This is a genomic window from Nocardia mexicana NBRC 108244 (assembly GCF_001613165.1).
GTDB lineage: Bacteria > Actinomycetota > Actinomycetes > Mycobacteriales > Mycobacteriaceae > Nocardia > Nocardia mexicana.
This window is the reverse complement of the sequence record NZ_BDBV01000044.1, coordinates 143,871-163,038: the sequence shown is the minus strand read 5'-3', so window position 1 is coordinate 163,038 and position 19,168 is coordinate 143,871. Positions and strand designations below refer to the sequence as shown.

Below are 19,168 nucleotides of genomic sequence, written 5' to 3'. Positions count from 1 at the left end.
GGTGGTTTGCTACCGGTGAGCTGGCCTGCGAGAGAGGTGGGCACCATGGCCGACGGACCCGACGACGACAACCGGTTGATGGACGAGGTGTTCGAGATGGGCGACGACGAGCGCGAGAACCTGGACTACGACATGGGCGAGGACGACCAGGCCGACGAGGTTCGCGAGTACGAGCGCTACATCACCGACCCGCCCGACGACCTGGTCATCCGCTACCACGAGAACGAGGACACCGGCCGCCTGGGCATCGCCAGCGAGCTCGACCAGGAGTGGACGCGCCGCCGCCACCGCGACGAGGAGCGCGCGGAGGACGAGCGCCCGGCCGAGGTGGCCGCCATCGAGGTCCGCAACGAGCCCAAGGACTGAGTGGCCCGGCAAAAAGCACGCCGGGACATGAAGAGAAGGGGACGCAGGGTTAGGTTTGACCCATGAGCACGTTCGCGGGGTTCCCGGTTGCGGGGCTGGACTTCTACGAGGATCTCGAGGCCGATAATTCGAAGGCGTTCTGGAGCGCCAACAAGCATGTCTACGAGCAGGCCGTGAAGGAGCCCATGGCGGCGCTGGTGGCCGAGCTGGAGGCCGACTTCGGCCCGGCCAAGATCTTCCGGCCGTACCGTGACGTGCGATTCTCCAAGGACAAGACGCCGTACAAGAACCACCAGGGTGCGGTCGTGCACACCGCGCAGGGTGCGGGCTGGTACGTCCAGATCGGCGCGCCGGGTCTGTTCGTCGCCGGTGGGCTGTACGGAGGTTCCCCGGAACAGCTTGCGCGCCTGCGCAGCACCATCGATGACGAGGTGCGCGGGGTGGAGCTGGAGAAGATCCTCGCCAAGGTGACGAGGTCGGGCTACACCCTCGGTGGCGAGAAGCTCAAGACCCGCCCCAAGGGCTACCCCGCCGACCACCCGCGCATCGACCTGCTCCGGCACAAATCGCTGGTGGTCAGCAAGGAGTTCGGCGCCCCCGACTGGCTGGAGACGCCGCGCGCGGCGAAGGAGATCCGCAAGTCCTGGGAGACCATGCGCCCGATCGTCGAGTGGCTGGGCGCGGTGGTGGGAGAACTCAGTCGCTGACGGATTCAGCGACGGGCTGCCAGGACCAGGGCGAAGCGGTCGTCGGGATCGGTCCACACCTGTTCGGTGTCGAACCCGGCGGCGTTCAGTTCCGCTGTGAGGCCGTCGATCCGGAACTTGGCGGAGATCTCCGTGCGCATCTGCTCACCGGCGTCGAAATGCACCGTGAGATCGAGATCGGCGACCGTGGCGGTCATCCCGCGGGTGGCCTCCAGACGCATTTCGATCCACTCGTTCTCCGCGTCCCACAGCGCCACGTGCCGGAAGCCGTCCGGATCGAAGTCGGCGCGCAGCCGGGAGTTCAACACGTGCAGCACATTCCGGTTGAACTCGGCGGTCACTCCGGCGGCGTCGTCGTAGGCCGGCACCAGCACGTCGGGAGAGATCACCAGGCCCGCGCCGAGCAGCAACTGCTCCCCCGGTTCGAGCACCTCCTGGATGCCGGACAGGAACTCGGCGCGCTCGGCCGGGACCAGATTGCCGAGCGTGCCGCCCAGGAAGGCGATCATGCGGCGGCCGCCGCGGGGCAGGTTGTGCAGGGTGTCGGTGAAGTCGCTGACCACGCCGTGCACGGCCAGTCCGGGGAACTCCACGCCGACCTGTTCGGCGGCGCCGCGCAGCGCCGAAACCGAGACATCCTGCGGAACATAGGTTTTCAGCGGGCCTCCACTGCTCAGCGCGTCGAGCAGCAGCCTGGTCTTGGCGGCCGAGCCCGCCCCCAGCTCGACCAGCACCTCGGCCTGGGCGATGCGGGCGATCTCGCCGACCACCCGCTCCAGTAGGGCGCGCTCGGTCCGGGTCGGGTAGTACTCGGGCAGCTGCGTGATGGCTTCGAACAGCTCGCTGCCCCGGGCGTCGTAGAACCACTTGGGCGGCAGCCACTTCGGTGTCGAGGACAGGCCGAGCCGGGCGTCCGACCGCAGCGCCGCGGTGAGGTCGTCGTCGGTCAGGTGGATCTCCAGCGTCGGTGCGGTCATGAACGCGCCCTTTCGGATTCATCGGATTGCAGAGAATCGACGGCCAGGTGACCGGGTCGCGCGGTCACCAGCTGCCGGTCCGCGATGGCCTGCCAGCGCGGATCGTCGTCGTAGGGTTCGGAGGCCACCACCGCCACGTCGTCGGTGACCAGCACCGACAACGAGTGGTAAACGATTGTGGCCCACAGGGTTTCGCCATCGCCGAGCAGCAGGTTCAGGCGTGCCCGGGGCGCGCGGGTCAGCACGGCGCGCGCCAGCAGGCGTAAGGCGGTCGCGGGATCTGCCTGTCGCACAAGCGCTTCTGGCGTGAGTGCGACATCGTCGACCGCCGAAGAACTCGAGCTACGCCAGGCAGCCGTAGCACTGCTCGCCGAATCGTCTGTCTTCCGCTGCGCCCACGTCGGCTGGCTCCACCTCGCAGGGCCAACGTCACTTTCGACCACGTCGCCAGAATCGGTCGGCAAACCCGGTGATTCGAGTAGTCCGCGCAGGATCTCCCACAACACGGCGGAATCGGTGGCGGATTCGGCGTCCAGCAGTGTGGGTGTTCCGAATTCGGCGGCCACGTCGGTGAGCACGCGCTTCCAGTCCGGGACGACGCCGTTGTGGCTGAATGCCCAGCGGCCGTGGGTGAACGGGGCGCACGCGGTGCGCTCCACGGGCATACCGACTGTCGCCGATCGCACCGCACCCAGCACGGCCGTGGACCGCAGCTGCGGCAGCACCTCCTCGACGGCCGGGTCGGTCCAGATCGGTGCCGGATTCCGGTATCGAGAGGCCATCACACCAGTACGCCCGGTCGTGTGAGTCGCGCCGTTGGTTCCGGACAGTTCCCCCCGGCGGTCGCGTGCCCCCGGGTCGCGAACGGCATCCGCTGGAACCGCCACCGGCACCCACCACGCGACGCCGAATCCGTCGGCGTTGATCGTCCCGCCCCCGCGCATCTCCCGGGGCGCCCAGGACTGGGCGCGCAAGGAATGTGTTCCGCGGGTGAGGATATCGCCGACGGGGACGGGCGGGCCGAGGTAGCCGAGATGGCGGCACATCAGCGCTCGTCCGGGCGGAGGTCGCGGGCCAGGCGGAAACCGGAGAAGATCTGGCGGCGGATCGGATGGTCCCAATTGCGGAAGGTGCCGCGGCACGCGACCGGATCCGTGCCGAAGGAGCCGCCGCGCAGCATCTTGTAGTCGCCGCCGAAGAACACCTCGGAGTACTCGCGGTACGGGAACGCCTCGAAACCCGGGTAGGCCTCGAAACCGGAAGCGGTCCACTCCCAGACGTCGCCGATCAGCTGATGCACGCCCGCCGGGGACGCACCCGCCGGATACGCGCCGACATCGGCCGGTTCCAGATGTCGCTGGCCGAGATTCGCCGTGGCCTCGGTGGGATCGGCGTCGCCCCAGGGGTAGCGACGGGTCCGCCCGGCCTCCGGATCGAACCGCGCCGCCTTCTCCCATTCGGCCTCGGTGGGCAGGCGCTTACCGGCCCAGGCGGCGAAGGCCTCGGCCTCGAACCAGCACACGTGCACCACGGGCTGCTGCGGCCGGACCGGTTCCATCGTCCCGAAAACCCGTCGCCACCACCGATTTCCACCATCTCGCTGCCAGAACTGCGGCGCGCCGAGATCCGCCTCGCGCCGATGCGCCCACCCGCGCTCGGACCACAGCTCGGGCCGCTCGTAGCCGCCGTCCTCGATGAACTCCTGATACCGCGCATTCGTCACCGGTGCGGCATCGATCGCGAATCCGGGCACATGCACCGGATGCGCGGGGCGCTCGTTGTCCAGCGCCCACGGATCGGTCGACGTCCCCATCGTGAATTCGCCTGCGGGAATCACGACTTCGCCGGACACGGCGATCGGTGCCGTCGGCGTCGGCGCCGCGGACAGCACCGCCGCACCGGTCCGCAGCTGATGGGTGGCCAGCATGGTCTCGTCGTGTTGCTGCTCGTGCTGGGCGATCATTCCGAACGCGAAGCCGCCGTCGACCAGCCGTGCGCCCCGCAATGCGCTGTGCGACAGCACATCCCACACCTTCAACCGCACGGAGCCCACATATCCACGCGCCTCGTCGGGGGTCAGGAGCGGGAGCGCGGGCCGATCCGCCCGGGGATGCCGGAACGCGTCGTAGAGGTGATCGATATCGGCGCGCACCGGTTCCCGGCCGCCGACATCGCGCACCAGCCACAGCTCCTCCTGGTTGCCGATATGCGCCAGATCCCACACCAGCGGGCTCATCAGTCGCGAATGCTGCGCCACCAGCTCCGCCTCGTCGATGCAGTCGGTCAGCGCGGCCGTGCGCGCCCGCGACCGCATGAGCACCTCCGCGATCTGCTCGCGCAGCCGCTCGGTTTCGGCGCGGTCGGTGCCGGTGAGTTGAACAGTCATGAGAGAGCTCCGAATTCGTCGAGCCGTACTGTGTAGTGCCTGGGCCGCATCAATCGCCGCAGGCGGCGGCTTCGCCCGTGGGCATGCACCCCTTGCGACATCGGTCCGCGGCCGCGTGCAGTTCGTCGGCCGCCTCCGGCGTCGCGGCGTGCGCGGCGGCCAGCGTGAGGAGATCGACTGCGGCCGAACGGATCTGCGGATCGGCCAGGCCGCCGCGTGCCGCCTCCAGCCACTGCCCCGCGACCGGGGCCGTCACCCGGGTGGCCTCGGCGACCACGGCCGGTGTCGACATCAACGCGTCGAGGGCGTGAATCGGCACGCTCCAGCTCTCGCCAGGCTGCGCGTCGAGATAGCGCACCTCGAGATGCCCCGAGGCCCGCACCGGCGGGAACATCGTGCTGAGGTGGTAGTCGAGATCGGCCTCCTCGGGGCGGCGCCCGACCTCCTCGTCGAGGGCGCCGCACAGCCAGTCGGCGAAGGTGGCGCCGGGCGGTGCGGCCCAGTCGCCCTCGCCGTCGGTCCGGCGCACGCACAGCAGCGGCACGTCCAGCGCCCAGCGCGAGTATTCGGTCACCGGATCGGACCAGTGCTGCACCGATGGGCGGGTGCGCGCGTGATCGAGCCGCAGCCAGGCCCGCATGCGCTGCGAGGCCCACGCGCCGGTGGGCGCACCGTGCAGGTCCGGCGAACAGGCGAAGGCCGCCAGCAGCGCCGGGCCGATGGCGTAGAGCGCGGTCCAGCGGGCCGCCACCTCGGCCCGGTCGGCGCCCGCGTCGACACTCACCTGCGTCGCGGCGGTATTGCACATCATGAGTCGGCCGAACGGCCCGATGCCGTCGAAACAGCGCTCCATGGCCTGGTAGCGCGGCAGCTGCAGCACGCGCGACGGACGTCGAGCGGCATCGGCGGCGGCCGAGACGGTGCGAATGGAATGGGTGTGGAGCAACTTCTCCAGGTGCCGCGCATCGTCGCGCAGGTGCTCACACAATTCGGAAGCGGCCCCGAACGGGGCGCTGGAAAGTTCGATCTGACCACCGGGTTCGACGGTGACCCGGCTGCCCCCTGGCAGCGGCAGAGCCGGAGAATCGGGGGCGACGGACCGCGGCGCGTACGGTCCGAGGGCATCCGCGAGCACCGATAGCTCGGGACGCGCGCCCGGCGCCGAAGACCCACCCTGCGCGGTGAGCCACTCCAGTTCGGCGCCGATCAGCGTCGGTGGGCCCTGTTTGAAGCAGACACCACCGACGTAGGCCTCGGCCACCGCCCGGGACGAGAAGCCGGCGCCCGCGCCGATCGGGGCTCTTACCGCCATGACTGCCATGCCAACCGCCTTCCGCCGACCCGAACCAGAATAATGGGGGCTACCGACAAGTAGTCTGAAAAATTTGTGACGGTCCCCCTACCACCACCCCCTACCAGGGCAAACATCAATCCCTCCGCGGCGTCTTCTATCGTCGGTGAGGTGCTGGACCAGACTCGCCTCCGCGCCGACATCCCCGCCTACGACGACGCCGCCCGGCCGTCACCGGTATTCCTCGACAGTGCCGGATCGTCGCTGCCGCCCCGGATCGTGGTCGACACGGTGGTCGATCACCTGCGCCGCGAGGCCGAGATCGGCGGCTACCGGGCGGCCGCCGAACGACTGGACGATCTGCACGCCGTCAAGTCCGCGATCGGTTCCCTCGTCAACGCCGACCCGTCGGGGATCGCCTTGAGCGACAGCGCAACCCGGTCCTGGGCCGACTTCTTCTATTCGATTCCGCTGTCCGCCGGTGACCGCATCCTGGTGTCGGGCGCGGATTACGCCAGCAATGCCATCGCCGCGCTGCAGCGCGCCCGCGCCACGGGAGCGGTGGTGGAGGCCATCCCCAGCGACGGGACCGGGCAGATCGATCTCGACGCCCTCGCCGGACTGGTCGACGAGCGGGTGAAGTTGGTGTCGCTGCTGCACGCGCCGACCAACGGCGGCCTGGTCAACCCGGTCGCCGAGGCCACCCGGATCGCACACCGCGTGGGCGCGATGGTGCTGCTGGACGCCTGCCAGTCGGTGGGACAGATTCCGATCGATGTCGCCGCGCTCGACGTCGACGCGCTGTCGGCGACCGGCCGCAAGTGGCTGCGCGGGCCGCGCGGCACCGGATTCCTTTATGTGCGACCGGAATTGGCCGCGACGATGGAGCCCGCGCGCCTGGATCTGCACAGTGCGCAATGGACCGGGCCGCAGGAATACCGCCTGACGCCCGACGCCACCCGCTTCGAGTTCTGGGAGCACGATGTCGCCGCACGCCTGGGCCTCGGCGCCGCCGTGCGATATCTGCTCGAGCTGGGCCCCGCGAATGTCTACGCCGGGGTCGCGGCCAATGCCGGGCACCTGCGCAAGACGCTGCCGCAGGTGCCCGGCGTGACCGTGCGGGACATCGGCACCCTGCACAGCGGCATCGTGTCGTTCACCGTGGACGACGTGCCGCCGACCGAGGTCCGAGATCGCCTGCGCGACCAGGACATCACCGTCACGGTCAGCCACCGCGGCTCCACCCTGCTCGACATGACCTCGCGCGGTCTCGACGCGGTGGTCCGCGCCTCGCCGCACTGCTTCGTCACCACCGACGAACTGGACCGCTTCGTCGACGCCGTCGCCGCCCTGAGCCCCGGCCACCGCTCATGACCGGCCTCTACCACGTGTGTTTCGCCGTGCCCGAGCTCGAGCGGGCGATGGCCGACATGACGGCGAGCGTCGGCATGGGCTGGCGGGAGATTCGTCGAGATCGCGTCGGGGAGTGGGACTTCCGCATCGTGTTCTCCGCGGGCGACCCACCGTATGTCGAGCTCATCGAGGCCGGGCCGGGCAGCCCGTGGGATCCGTCCGCCGGGCCGCACTTCCATCACCTGGGATTCTGGACCACGTCGATCACCGCCGGTTCCGGGCGACTCGAGCGGCAGGGCTTCCCGGTCGACTTCTCCGGCTGCCCCTACGGCCGGTCGTTCGCCTACCACCGGGTCGACAGCATCGGCGCCCGCATCGAACTGGTGGACGCCGCCCGCCAACCCGACTTCCTCGACGGCCTCCCCATGCCCGCGATCCCCGAGGATTGACCCGTGTCGTGAACCCCGGGGCCGCGCGGGCCGTAGTCGCAGTGTGGGGTCGAGTGGGGCCCGCCCACGCTCCCGCTCGGCTCCGCTCGCGGGTATTGCGTCCGAGGGGAGTCGATCGTGAGCCTGTTCACCGACGAGATGTACGCGACCGCGCGGCGCACCGCCCGCGGACTGGTCACCGGAGAGCCGGACGCGCCGCGGCGGCAGGGCTGGGGCGAGGTGCACCGGATCGCCCGGCGCATGGCGGGCGGGCTGGCGCGGGCCGGTATCGGCCACGGCGACGCGGTCGGGGTGCTGGCCGGGATGCCGGTCGACATCGCGCCCGCCTGCCAGGCGATCTGGATGCGCGGCGCATCGATCACCATGCTGCATCAGCCCACGCCGCGCACCGACCTGATGCGGTGGGCGCAGGACACCGAGACCGTGCTGCACATGATCCGCGCCCGGGCGGTCGTGCTGGGCGCACCGTTCGACGCGGCCGCACCGCTGCTGGTCGAGCGCGGCATCACCGTCGTGCCCGTCGGCGACCTGCACGGCGGCCCAGACACCGATCCGCTGCCGACCACCGAATCCGATATCGCGTTGCAGCAGTTGACCTCCGGATCCACCGGCTCCCCCAAGGCGGTGCGGATCACGCACGAGAACTTCCGCACCAACGCCTACGCCATGTTCGATCGGGTGAAGTTCCAGCTCGACCATGACGTGATGGTGAGCTGGCTGCCGCTGTTCCACGATATGGGCATGGTCGGATTCCTCAGCGTGCCCATGCAATTCGGCGCCGAGGTGGTGTGCGTGACCCCGCTGGACTTCCTGCACCGCCCGCTGCTGTGGGCCGAGCTGATCACCAAGTACCGCGGAACGGTCACCGCCGCACCGAATTTCGCCTACGCGCTGCTGGCCCGCAGACTGAACCAGGCCGACGACGGGGCGGTCGACCTGCGCAGCGTGCGCTACATGTGGAACGGCGCGGAACCGGTCGACCCCGACACCATGGATACGCTCGCCGCGGCCGGACAGCGCTTCGGCCTCGCCGCGACGGCCGTCACCCCCGTGTACGGCATGGCGGAAACCACACTGGCGGTGTCGATTCCGGATCCCGGCCACGGCATGGTGCTCGACATCGTGGACGCCGACCTGCTGGAGGCGCTGGGCAAGGCCGTACCCGTCCACGATCCGCGCGCCCATCGCGGGGCGGTGCGGCGGCTGCCCACGCTCGGCTACCTGGTGGACGAGCTCGAGGGCCGGGTGGTCGACGGCGAACGGACGCCGCTGCCGACCCGGAGCGTCGGGGTGATCGAGGTCCGCGGTCGCGCGGTCACCTCCGGATATGTGACCGTCGAGGGCTTCCGGCCCGCCCTGGACGAGGCGGGCTGGTTCGACACCGGAGACATCGGCTACTTCACCGACGAGGGACTGATCGTGGTGTGCGGTCGCATCAAGGACGTCATCATCATGGGCGGCCGCAATATCTTCCCCACCGATATCGAGCGAGCCGCCTTGCGCGTCAAGGGAGTTCGCCCGGGCAATGCCGTCGCGGTCCGTCTCGACGCCGGGCAGCAGCGCGAAAGCTTCGCGGTCGTGGTGGAGAGCAACGACCACCAGAATCCAGCCGAGGTCCACCGCATCGAACACGACATCGTGCACGCGGTGTTCTCGGAGGTCGGCGCCCGGCCCCGCAGCGTGACCGTCCTCGGCCCGGGCGCCCTCCCGAAGACGTCGTCCGGCAAGCTGCGGCGCTCGGCCACCGCCGTACGACCCTGAAAGTCGTTCAGTGCAACTGGTTCTGCGCCGGTTCCAGGCCGACGCGCAGGAGGAGTTCGACCGCGTCGGCGGCCTGTTCGACGCACACCGGGAGTTCCTTGCGTTCCACCGAGGAGAACGGCTTCAGCACGAAGTCGGCCGGGTCCTGGCGGCCGGGCGGGCGGCCGATGCCGAACCGCACCCGCAGATAGTCCTTGGTGGTCAGGGAGCTGGAGACGGAACGCAATCCGTTGTGGCCGCCCTCGCCGCCGCCGCGCTTGAGGCGGATCGTGCCGAACGGCAGATCGAGCTCGTCGTGGATGGCGATCACCTCGGTGGGCGGCACCGAGAAGAACCGGGCCAGGGCCGCGACCGGACGGCCGGAGACGTTCATATACGAGCGCGGCTTGGCGATCAGCACCTTGCGCCCGTCCAGCCGGGCCTCCAGCAGATCGGCGCCCGACTTCTTGTGCACGGTGAACCGGCCGCCGATGCGCGCGGCGAGCACATCGGCGACCATGAAACCGACATTGTGCCGGGTGCGCTCGTATTCGGCACCGGGGTTACCCAGCCCGACCACGAGCGCCGGCTGATTCGGCTCGGTCATCGAAAACCGTTGGGTGACTGTCTTATTCGGCGCTCTCGCCCTCGGCGGCGGCCTCTTCCTCGCCCTCACCCTCACCCTCGGCCTCGGCGGCCGGGGCGGTGATGATGTTGACGATCAAGGTCTCCGGATCGCCGGACAGGGTGACGCCCTTCGGCAGCGCGATCTCACCCGCGGTGATCTGGGTACCGGCCTCGATGCCCTCGACCGAAACCTCGATCTCCTCGGGGATGTTCAGCGCGTCGGCCTCGATGGACAGCGTGGTGGCGTCCTGGGTGACCAGGGTGCCCGCGGCGGCGTCGCCGGTCAGCACGACGTGCACGTCGGCGACGACCTTCTCGCCCTTCTTGATGGTCAGCAGGTCGGCATGCTCGATGTAGCGGCGGATCGGGTGCACCACAACGGACTTGGTCAGCGCGAGCTGCTTCTTGCCGTCGATCTCCAGGCTCAGCACCGCGTTGGCGCCGTGCTGGCGAAGGATGGCGGCGAACGCCTGCGCGTCGACCGAGAGGTGCTGCGGGGCCGCGCCGTGGCCGTACAGCACGGCGGGCACATTGCCGGCCCGGCGGGTGCGGCGCGCGGCGCCCTTGCCGAACTCGGTGCGGACGGTGGCTTCGAGAAGGCTGGCGTCGGACATGACTGATGAACTCCTACGGCTCTCCGGGCGGTCTACGTGCTGCCAGGGGCTGATCCTGGCTGAGGTCTGCTCGTCGGGCGAAGACCGAACGAGGACGGCCGGAAGCCGGGCCACGTCGATCACGGTGTGCACAAGGACTCACCCTCGCCGAGACAACCCGAAGAGATTAGCACGCAGGCGACACGCCTCCGCATCGGGCCTCCCCCTGGCATTTCCGGCGCGCCGGATTTACGAAGGAAGGGAGCATCGAGGGGCCCGGAAGCCGGTCGAGTACCCTGGAACGGTTGCCCCGTCCTGCCAAGAGGAGCTCTCCCCCGTGAATTCCCCTGCTGCCAGTGCGCCCGCGTCCGGGTTGGCCGAAGAGGTGGCGCGGCGGCGCACATTCGCGGTGATCTCGCACCCCGACGCGGGTAAATCCACGCTCACCGAGGCCCTGGCGCTGCATGCCAAGAAGATCGCCGAGGCGGGCGCCATCCACGGCAAGTCCGGCCGCCGCTCGACGGTCTCGGACTGGATGGAGATGGAGAAGGCCCGCGGCATCTCGGTGAGTTCGACCGCGCTGCAGTTCGAATACGACGGGTGCGTGATCAATCTCGTCGACACCCCCGGCCACTCGGACTTCTCCGAGGACACCTACCGGGTGCTGACCGCCGTCGACGCCGCGGTCATGCTCATCGACGCCGCCAAGGGCCTCGAGCCGCAGACGCTGAAGCTGTTCCAGGTGTGCCGCCACCGCGGCATCCCGGTCATCACCGTGATCAACAAGTGGGACCGCCCGGGCCGCGCGCCGCTGGAGCTGCTCGACGAGATCAACGAGCGGATCGGCCTCATCCCCACCCCGCTGTTCCTGCCCGTCGGGATCGCGGGCGACTTCCGCGGCCTGCTGCGCCGCGGCGACGAGGGGGCGGCCACCGAATACGTGCACTTCACCCGCACCGCGGGCGGTGCCACCATCGCACCCGAGGAGTCCTACGGCCCCGAGCAGGCCGCCGAGCGCGAGGGCGAGGTGTGGACCACCGCCGCCGAGGAGAGCGAACTGCTCTCGGCCACCGGCCAGGACCACGATCAAGAGATGTTCCTGGCCGGGCAGACCTCGCCGGTCATCTACGCCTCGGCCATGCTGAACTTCGGCGTGCGCCAGCTGCTGGACACCCTGGTCGCGCTGGCGCCCGCACCCGGCCCGCGCGCCGACGTCGACGGCACCCCGCGCGAACCGGGCGACCCGTTCAGCGCGGTCGTGTTCAAGGTGCAGGCGGGCATGGACACCGCCCATCGCGACCGGCTGGCCTTCATGCGGATCGTGTCCGGCGAATTCGAGCGCGGCATGGTCGTCACCCACGCGCAGACCGGGCGGCCCTTCGCGACCAAGTACGCGCTGACCGTGTTCGGCCGCGAACGCGCCACCGTCGACACCGCCTACCCGGGCGATGTGGTCGGCCTGGTGAACGCGACCGCGCTCGCGCCGGGCCACACCCTGTTCGTGGACAAGAAGGTGCAGTTCCCGCCGATCCCGTCGTTCGCGCCCGAGCATTTCGCCACGCTGCGCGCCCGCAGCGCCGGCAAGTACAAGCAGTTCCGCAAGGCGATCGACCAGCTGGACTCGGAGGGCGTGGTGCAGGTGCTGCGCAACGACACCCGCGGTGACGCCTCCCCCGTGCTGGCCGCGGTCGGTCCGATGCAGTTCGAGGTGGTCACCGCCCGCATGCAGGCGGAGTTCAACGTCGAGACCCAGCTCGACTTCCTGCCGTACCAGTTGGCCCGCCGCACCGACGCCGCGTCGGCGCCCGAGCTGGACCGCCAGCGCGGAGTCGAGGTCTTCACCCGCACCGACGGCGCGATCCTGGCCCTGTTCAGCGACAAGTGGCGGTTCCAGTACATCCAGAAGGAGATGTCGGAGCTGACATTGGAGCCTTTGGTCGCGGCCACCGACTGAATTCAGCCCATGGTTTCGGCGGCGTCCGGAGGCGGGCCTTCGGAATCCGGTGCCATGCCCGGCTCGCGAGCGATCAATCCCCAGCGGCTCGAGGTCAACCGCAGGCTGGGGAGATCCGACAGCGACAGCACCACCTCGTAGGTGCGTTCGTAGCCGGTGTGGGCGATGCGCCAATTGCCGTCGTCGCACTTCACGTACTGGTCGTTGTAGAACGCGGCCCCGCGCAGCAGCATGTTGTGGGCGGGGATGAGCACGGTGTCGGCCAGGTACCAGGTGCCGGTCGCGCTGTCGCCGTCGACGTCGATCTCGGGATGGTCACAGCGGTGTTCGGTGATCACGTGCGGGCCGAGCGTGTTGCGCATGAACGCCAGGAACGCGTCGCGCGATTCGAACTGCAGGTACTCGCTGTAGGTCGCCGTCGCCTCGGGAATCAAGGTGTCTGCGAAGTCGTCCCAGGACTTGGTGTCGAGTGCCCGCAGATAGCGGAACTTCAGCCGGCTGATCGCGGAGACGGCATCGGTGTCCATACCTCCACAATCCCATCCGTTGTGCCGGAACTGCGCGGATCGGGAAATTTGTATCGGATTGCTATCGGAAGCGTTACGACCCGTTGATACTGAAGCAGGTCTTGCAGAAGTCCTCGCCGAACTCGGTCAGGCGCAGGCTCTTTCGCACGATCTTGGGCACCCGACCGGCCTGTTTGAGCGCCGATTCCACCACCGGCTGCACCTCGAGCACCATGTAGCGGCTCAGCACCACCGGATCGTCGGAGGTCACCAGCAGCCCGAGCCGGTTGAGGTTGATCAGGTACAGCCGGGCGCGGTCGGGGTAGCGCACGCCCGACTGCTCCGGCACCGAGGTCAGGTCGCCCGACACCAGCTCCGAGCCGATGCCCAGCGGCCGGTTGGTGCGCACATCCACCGAAGGCTGCGGGCCGTTGAGCGCCATGAAGCGCAGGATGCGGGCCTCGTCCGGGGCGATCTGATCGAGGATGCGGTCGTAGGCCGGGTGCACGTCCTCGGTGAAGTAGACGTCCGCCGACCGGGCCAGCAGCGCCTCGCCGCGGCGGCGCAGGTCGTCGAGGCTGGCGGACCGGACGTATCCGCCGGGGATGGGCTGCGGGGCGTGGCCGTTGTTGGTCGGCACATAGCTGACGATCTCGCGGACCGAACCCTCGGTGACGCCGAGGATATTGCGGGCCACCGACTGCAGGGCCGCGCCCGCCCGCTCCGCGATATCCGCGGAAGACTCGCCGTTGATGGCGGCCTGCGTGATCTCCTTGGTGACCTCGTAGGTGGTGCCGACCGCCCACTGCCCGCCGCGCACGGCGGTGCCGGCGGCCAGCCCGGCCGCGCGGAAGACGCCTCGGATCAGGCGGGCCTCGTTGCTGATCTGCCGCTGCTCCACATCCGAGCTGCGTTCCACGGCGCGGGAACCGGGTCGGACCACATCCTGTCCGGTCCTGTCGTCTGCCACGTGCTTCTCCGAATATGCCTAGGTGAGCGGGAGTCCGTTCATATTATTGCCGCCGCTGTGGTGGTGGTCATTCTTCAGGTACCCGATGTCCGATGCGACATTCCGGGCAGCCTATGTGACCGAAGTCTCCCACCTCCGGCCGCTGTGGACCAGATCCCCCTCGAATTGGACCCAATTCCTGAATCCACAGTAAGGTCCCCCCAGCCGACGGGTACGTTGAGGCGGCGGTCACCGGTTTGGGGTCGGCAGGAGGGTGTCGTGCTTGACAGTGTTTTTCATATCCACCCGACCTTATTGCTCGAACTGATCACCATCCCCCTGTTCACCGGCATCATCGGCTACATCACCAACTGGACCGGCGTACTGATGCTGTTCAAGCCGATTCATTTCCACGGTTTCCGGGTGCCGGGCCTGCGCTGGCTGTTTCCCTACCTGCCCAAGCGAATTCAGGTGCTGCCGCTGCTGCAGTACGACGGCCGGACCGGCTGGCAGGGCATCGTGCCCTCGCGCGCGGACAAGATGGCGTCGATCGCCGTCGACAAGGGCCTGTCCAAGCTGGGCAGCGTCGCCGACTTCTATCGGGAGCTGGAGCCCGACGCGCTCGCCGAACATCTCACCGCCCTCGCCGAGGAGCAGATTCGCGACATCGTCGAGGACATCGCGATCCGCGAGCACCCGCAGCTCTGGTACAACCTGCCCACGCAGATCCGGGAGATGGTGCACGAGCGGGTCCGCCAGCAGCTGCCCGACGTCCTGCGCGAACTGACCCAGGAGCTCGGCAACAACATCGAGCAGCTGATCGACGTCAAGTCGATGGTGATCCGCTATTTCCAGTCGCGGCCGCAGCTGCTGAACATGGTGTTCCAGGTGCTGGGCGCCAAGGAGCTGCGGTTCATGCAGAACTTCGGCTTCTACTTCGGCGCGCCGATGGGCGCGGTGCTGGTCGCCATCCTGCATCTGACGCATTGGCCGACGATGGTGGTGCTGCCGGTGGGCGGGGTGATCATCGGCTGGGTGGTGAACTGGATCGGCATCAATCTGATCTTCGCTCCGGCCTATCCGAAGTGGTGGTGCCCCTGGCGGCAGGGCCTGCTGATCAAACGGCAGCCGGAGATCACCGAGGGGTACGCGGATCTGGTGGCGAGCCAGGTCATGACCGTCGCCAACGTCGGGGACGAGTTGCTCAACGGGCCGCGATCGGATCGCACCATGCAGATCCTCGAGGACACGCTGCGCCCGGCGACCGATCGGGCATTGGGTCCGGCGCGCGGGGCGTTGAAGTTCATGATCGGCAGCCGCGATTACGAGACGCTGCAGACCCGCTTCGCCGACGAGGCCAAGAGCCTGGCGCCGGTCGCGTTCGCCGATCCGGCGTTCAACGCGCAGCAGAGCAAGAATGTCAGCCAGTACATCGCCAAGCAGATGGCGGCGCTGCCGCCGCCGGACTTCGTGGACATGCTGCGTTCCGCGATCAAACAGGACGAGTGGCTTTTGTTCCTGCACGGCGGTGTGCTGGGCCTGTTCGCCGGTTACGCTCATATCCTGATCTTCGGAACGGCGATTGCGACGCAATGGATATGACGGAACCGGACTCCGGCGACGATGCCGAGTATTCCACCACCGAACTGGTGCCACGTCCGGCCGCCGAGCTGGCCGTCACCGCCGAGACCCCTACCCCGCGAGGGCATTCCACGGTGCGCACCGCGACCGGCGTGATGCGGGTGGCGCTGTCGGCGGTCACCGAGGCGACGGCGTGGGGTGTCGGCACCGCGCTCGGCGTCGCCGACACGGTCGTGCGGGGCAGCATGGCCGGGCGGCCGCCCCACCACGTGCTGTCGGAAGCCGGTGAGCAGGTGCGGGATTCGGTGCGGCGCGCCCTCGGCATTCCCCCGCCGCCGGGCGGCAGCCCGGTCGCCGAATCCGCGCCGAGTCTGCGCGAACGCGGCGCCGAGCTGCTGCGGATGTCGGCGAGCGTGCACGAGGGCGACGGCGATCATCCGGCCTTCGCGCGCATACTCTCCGATCTCGCACCCGACGAGGCGCGCATCCTGCGATTCCTGTACCTGGACGGTGCGCAACCGGCGCTGGACGTCCGCACCGGACGCCCGCTGAGCCCGGGGGCGCAGCGAATCGAGCCGGGGCTCAACATGATCGGCGAGGATGCCGCGGTGCGCTTCCCGGACCGGGTCGACTCCTACCTCACCAACCTGCGGAGGCTGGGCCTGGTCGAGTCGATCCGCGACCCGCTCGACAATCCGGCCCGCTATCAGCTCCTCGAGTCCCAGCCCGAGGTGCGCCGACTACTGAAGCGCTCGAGCTTCGGCACCAAGATCATCTACCGCAGCATCGCCCTGACCAGGTTCGGCACGGATTTCGTCCGCACCTGCCTGCCGGTGCCGCATCTGGACCAGGCGCTGTGAGCTATCCGACCTCGTCGGCCAGCTCCATCCAGCGCTCCTCGGTCGACTCCTTCTCCGCCTGGACCTGTTTCAGCTCGGCGCCGAGGGTTACCAGTCTGTCGGGGTCGGTGGCGGCCTCGGCGAGGGCCGCGTGCAGCTTGGCCTCGCGGTCGGTCAGCTTCTCCAGGGCCCGTTCGAGTCGGCCGAACTCCTTGCGGGCGGCGCGGTAGGCGGCCGAATCCGTCGCGGGGGCGGCCTGATTCGCCGATCCGTTCGTGGCGGGACGCTGGGCCGAGGCGCTGAGCGCGGCGCGCTTGCGCAGGTATTCCTCGATGCCGCCGGGCAGGTTGGTGAGCTTGCCGTCGCCGAACAGCGCCCAGGTGGAATCGCAGATGCGCTCGATCAGGTAGCGGTCGTGGCTGATCACCACGAGGGTGCCGGGCCAGCCGTCGAGCAGATCCTCGAGCTGCTGCAGGGTGTCGATGTCGAGGTCGTTGGTGGGCTCGTCGAGCAGCAGCACGTTCGGCTCGCTCATCAGGATGCGGGTCAGCTGCAGGCGGCGGCGCTCGCCACCGGACAGGTCCCGCACCGGCGTGCGCTGTTTGGCGGGCGTGAAGCCGAGCCGCTCGGCCAGCTGACCGGCGGAGATCTCCTTGTCGCCCAGCATGGTTCGCTCGGCGATATCGGAAACCGCCTCCAGCACACGCATATCCGTGGGCAGGTCGTCGAGTTCCTGGCGCAGCCAGCCGATCCGCACGGTCTGGCCCTGAATCCGCTTGCCGGAGGCCGGTTCCACCTCACCCGCCAGCGCACGCAACAGGGTGGTCTTGCCGGAGCCGTTCACGCCGACCAGGCCGACGCGCTCGCCGGGCGCCAGCCGCCAGGTGAGGTCGCGCGCCAATTCGCGGGGCCCGGCCGTCAGGGTGACGTCCTCCAGCTCGATCACCACGCGGCCCAACCGCTTTCGCGCGAACGATGCCAGTTGCACGGTGTCGCGCGGCGCGGGGACGTCGGCGATCAGTGCCTCGGCGGCCTCCACCCGGTAGCGCGGTTTCGAGGTGCGTGCCTGCGGGCCGCGGCGCAGCCAGGCCAGCTCCTTGCGGGCCAGATTGCGGCGGCGGGCCTCGCTGGCATCGGCCTGCCGCCCGCGCTCGGCGCGGGCGAAGATCCAGTCGTTGTAGCCGCCCTCGTAGCTCTCGACCTTGCCGCCCACGACCTCCCAGGTGCGGGTCGCGACGGTATCGAGGAACCAGCGATCGTGGGTCACCACCACCAGCGCGCTGCGGCGGGACAGCAGATGGTCGGCCAGCCACTGCACGCCCTCGACGTCCAGGTGGTTCGTCGGCTCGTCCAGCACCAGCACGTCCAGCTCGCGGACCAGGGCCGCGGCCAGCGCCACCCGGCGCCGCTCGCCGCCGGAGAGGTTCGCCACCGGCGCGTCCATGCCCAGGTCGGCGATGCCGATACCCTCGAGCACGGTGCGAATGCGCGGGTTGGCGGCCCACTCGTGTTCGGCGACGCCGTCGGTGCGCGCGTCGTCGGCCAGCCCGGCCAGCACCACCTCGCCGACCTTCGCGCCCTCGGGGAGCACGCCGCGCTGGGTCACCACCGCCATACGCAGATCGCCGCGGCGGCTCACGCGGCCTCCGTCCGGTTGCTCGATTCCGGTCAGCACCTCCAGCAGCGTGGTCTTGCCACCGCCGTTGAGGCCCACCACCCCGATCCGCTCCCCCTCCTGCACACCGAGGGAAACGTCGTCCAGCAGCGGCGTGATGCCGAAGCTCTTGTGGACTTGTTCGAGATTGATCAGGTTGGCCATGAATCCTTCTGTGTGCTGCGCCGGTGATTACCGAAGGCAAGCGTACCGATCAGGATCTCGGTGCCGACGAGGTCATGCTCTACCGAGCGGCGTCAGGCGTGGGACGGGGTATCGCCGATGATGCGGGCGCCGGGGACCGGGCCCGCGGCGGTGCGCACGCTGCGGCTGACGCCCGCCCCGGACAGTTCCGCGGCGACCGCGACCGCGGACTCCTCGCCCTCGCACAGGAACGCGCAGGTGGGCCCGGAGCCCGAGACGATTCCGGCGAGTGCGCCCGCGGTGACCCCTGCGCGCAGGGTGCGGCGCAGCTCCGGCTTCAGCGACAGCGCCGCCGCCTGCAGGTCGTTGCCCAGCAGCGGGGCCAGCAGCTGAGGGTCTCCGGAGGCCAGTGCCTGCAGCAGCTGCTGCGGTTCGCCCAGGCGCGGCGGGTCGCCCTGCTCGCGCAGGCGGTCCAGCTCCCGGTACACCCCGGGGGTGGACAGGCCGCCCTTCGCCAGCGCCAGCACCCAGTGAAAGCTGTTGCGGGACAACACCGGCAGCAGCTTCTCGCCGCGGCCGCGCCCGAGGGCGGTGCCGCCGAACAGCGAGAACGGCACGTCGCTGCCGAGTTCGGCGGCTATCGCCGCCAGCTCGTCGCGCGACAGGCGCAGATCCCACAGCTCGTTCAGCCCGACCAGCGCCGCCGCCGCGTCGGCACTGCCGCCGGCCATCCCGCCCGCCACCGGGATCCCCTTGCGGATCGAGATCTCGACCAGCGGCGCCCGCCCGGCCAGGTGCGCCAGCCGCACCGCGGCCTTGGACACCAGATTCGTCCGATCGGTCGGCACCTCCGCGGCGCCCTCGCCACTGACCCGTACCGTCAGCGAGGCCGACGGCGCGATCTCCACGTCGTCGCTCAGCGACAGGGCCTGGAATACCGTGGTCAGCTCGTGGTACCCGTCTTCACGCAGATCTCCCACCCCGAGGTGCAGATTCACCTTCGAGGGCGCCCGCACGACCACGGGACTGGGCACAACTGAAAGCACGAGCTC

18 protein-coding genes are annotated in these 19,168 nt (G+C 69.4%); 8 read left to right on the top strand and 10 right to left on the bottom strand.

What is annotated here, in order from left to right:
• Nucleotides 1-45: 45 nt before the first annotated feature.
• Entirely contained in the window at nt 46-366 is a 321-nt protein-coding gene (locus NM1_RS17775) for a hypothetical protein (RefSeq protein WP_246010868.1), read from the top strand.
• Nucleotides 367-428: 62 nt separating this feature from the next.
• Nucleotides 429-1,073: a DUF2461 domain-containing protein gene (locus NM1_RS17770; RefSeq protein WP_068020874.1), complete on the top strand. Its 645-nt coding sequence runs from the start codon at nt 429-431 to the stop codon at nt 1,071-1,073.
• A 5-nt stretch (nt 1,074-1,078) separates the two neighbouring features.
• On the opposite strand, the gene egtD is transcribed toward NM1_RS17770, so the two are convergent.
• Genes egtD through egtA form a run of 4 tightly spaced genes read right to left on the bottom strand, consistent with a single transcriptional unit; the run spans nt 1,079 to nt 5,748 of the window.
• Nucleotides 1,079-2,050: an L-histidine N(alpha)-methyltransferase gene (gene egtD, locus NM1_RS17765; RefSeq protein ID WP_068020872.1), complete on the bottom strand. Its 972-nt coding sequence runs from the start codon at nt 2,048-2,050 to the stop codon at nt 1,079-1,081.
• A complete protein-coding gene (locus NM1_RS44660) occupies nt 2,047-3,096 on the bottom strand; it encodes a class II glutamine amidotransferase domain-containing protein (RefSeq protein ID WP_068020870.1) in 1,050 nt (349 codons plus the stop codon). The genes egtD and NM1_RS44660 overlap by 4 nt, the downstream gene beginning before the upstream one ends.
• On the bottom strand, nt 3,096-4,436 hold the full coding sequence (gene egtB, locus NM1_RS17755) for an ergothioneine biosynthesis protein EgtB (RefSeq protein WP_068020868.1): 1,341 nt from the start codon (nt 4,434-4,436) through the stop codon (nt 3,096-3,098). Before egtB ends, NM1_RS44660 begins: the two co-directional genes overlap by 1 nt.
• Nucleotides 4,437-4,485: 49 nt before the next feature.
• A complete protein-coding gene (gene egtA, locus NM1_RS17750) occupies nt 4,486-5,748 on the bottom strand; it encodes an ergothioneine biosynthesis glutamate--cysteine ligase EgtA (protein WP_068020866.1) in 1,263 nt (420 codons plus the stop codon).
• 150 nt (nt 5,749-5,898) lie between these two features.
• Here egtA and NM1_RS17745 point away from each other — a divergent pair, with 150 nt between their 5' ends.
• The 3 genes from NM1_RS17745 to NM1_RS17735 all read left to right on the top strand — a co-directional run bounded on the left by NM1_RS17745 (nt 5,899) and on the right by NM1_RS17735 (nt 9,290).
• Nucleotides 5,899-7,101: an aminotransferase class V-fold PLP-dependent enzyme gene (locus NM1_RS17745; protein ID WP_084519738.1), complete on the top strand. Its 1,203-nt coding sequence runs from the start codon at nt 5,899-5,901 to the stop codon at nt 7,099-7,101.
• Nucleotides 7,098-7,529, top strand: coding sequence for a VOC family protein (locus tag NM1_RS17740; RefSeq protein ID WP_068020864.1), 432 nt, complete (start codon nt 7,098-7,100; stop codon nt 7,527-7,529). The genes NM1_RS17745 and NM1_RS17740 overlap by 4 nt, the downstream gene beginning before the upstream one ends.
• A gap of 117 nt (nt 7,530-7,646) precedes the next feature.
• A complete protein-coding gene (locus tag NM1_RS17735; RefSeq protein ID WP_068020862.1) occupies nt 7,647-9,290 on the top strand; it encodes a fatty acyl-AMP ligase in 1,644 nt (547 codons plus the stop codon).
• A gap of 7 nt (nt 9,291-9,297) precedes the next feature.
• Here NM1_RS17735 and pth read toward each other — a convergent pair whose 3' ends face one another.
• Together pth and NM1_RS17725 are read right to left on the bottom strand one after the other, a co-directional pair.
• On the bottom strand, nt 9,298-9,876 hold the full coding sequence (pth, locus tag NM1_RS17730; protein WP_068020860.1) for an aminoacyl-tRNA hydrolase: 579 nt from the start codon (nt 9,874-9,876) through the stop codon (nt 9,298-9,300).
• Between the two features lie 22 nt (nt 9,877-9,898).
• Nucleotides 9,899-10,510, bottom strand: a complete 612-nt coding sequence (locus tag NM1_RS17725) for a 50S ribosomal protein L25/general stress protein Ctc (RefSeq protein ID WP_068020857.1) — start codon at nt 10,508-10,510, stop codon at nt 9,899-9,901.
• Between the two features lie 316 nt (nt 10,511-10,826).
• Between NM1_RS17725 and NM1_RS17720 the strand changes: the two genes are divergently transcribed.
• A complete protein-coding gene (locus NM1_RS17720; RefSeq protein ID WP_068020855.1) occupies nt 10,827-12,443 on the top strand; it encodes a peptide chain release factor 3 in 1,617 nt (538 codons plus the stop codon).
• A gap of 2 nt (nt 12,444-12,445) precedes the next feature.
• Here NM1_RS17720 and NM1_RS17715 read toward each other — a convergent pair whose 3' ends face one another.
• Both NM1_RS17715 and NM1_RS44045 read right to left on the bottom strand, forming a co-directional pair.
• Nucleotides 12,446-12,970, bottom strand: a complete 525-nt coding sequence (locus tag NM1_RS17715; RefSeq protein WP_068020853.1) for a nuclear transport factor 2 family protein — start codon at nt 12,968-12,970, stop codon at nt 12,446-12,448.
• A gap of 73 nt (nt 12,971-13,043) precedes the next feature.
• Nucleotides 13,044-13,919: an Abi-alpha family protein gene (locus NM1_RS44045; protein WP_084519737.1), complete on the bottom strand. Its 876-nt coding sequence runs from the start codon at nt 13,917-13,919 to the stop codon at nt 13,044-13,046.
• Nucleotides 13,920-14,177: 258 nt separating this feature from the next.
• Between NM1_RS44045 and NM1_RS17705 the strand changes: the two genes are divergently transcribed.
• Both NM1_RS17705 and NM1_RS17700 read left to right on the top strand, forming a co-directional pair.
• Complete coding sequence (locus NM1_RS17705; protein WP_084519736.1) at nt 14,178-15,500, top strand: DUF445 domain-containing protein; 1,323 nt, start codon at nt 14,178-14,180, stop codon at nt 15,498-15,500.
• The gene (locus NM1_RS17700; RefSeq protein WP_246010867.1) at nt 15,497-16,339 is read left to right on the top strand and encodes an Abi-alpha family protein; all 843 of its coding nucleotides are present in this window, start codon (nt 15,497-15,499) and stop codon (nt 16,337-16,339) included. Before NM1_RS17705 ends, NM1_RS17700 begins: the two co-directional genes overlap by 4 nt.
• Before the next feature lies 1 nt (nt 16,340).
• On the opposite strand, the gene NM1_RS17695 is transcribed toward NM1_RS17700, so the two are convergent.
• Both NM1_RS17695 and NM1_RS17690 read right to left on the bottom strand, forming a co-directional pair.
• Complete coding sequence (locus tag NM1_RS17695; RefSeq protein WP_068020849.1) at nt 16,341-18,137, bottom strand: ABC-F family ATP-binding cassette domain-containing protein; 1,797 nt, start codon at nt 18,135-18,137, stop codon at nt 16,341-16,343.
• Nucleotides 18,138-18,229: 92 nt separating this feature from the next.
• Nucleotides 18,230-19,162: a 4-(cytidine 5'-diphospho)-2-C-methyl-D-erythritol kinase gene (locus tag NM1_RS17690; RefSeq protein WP_068020943.1), complete on the bottom strand. Its 933-nt coding sequence runs from the start codon at nt 19,160-19,162 to the stop codon at nt 18,230-18,232.
• Nucleotides 19,163-19,168 lie beyond the last annotated feature (6 nt).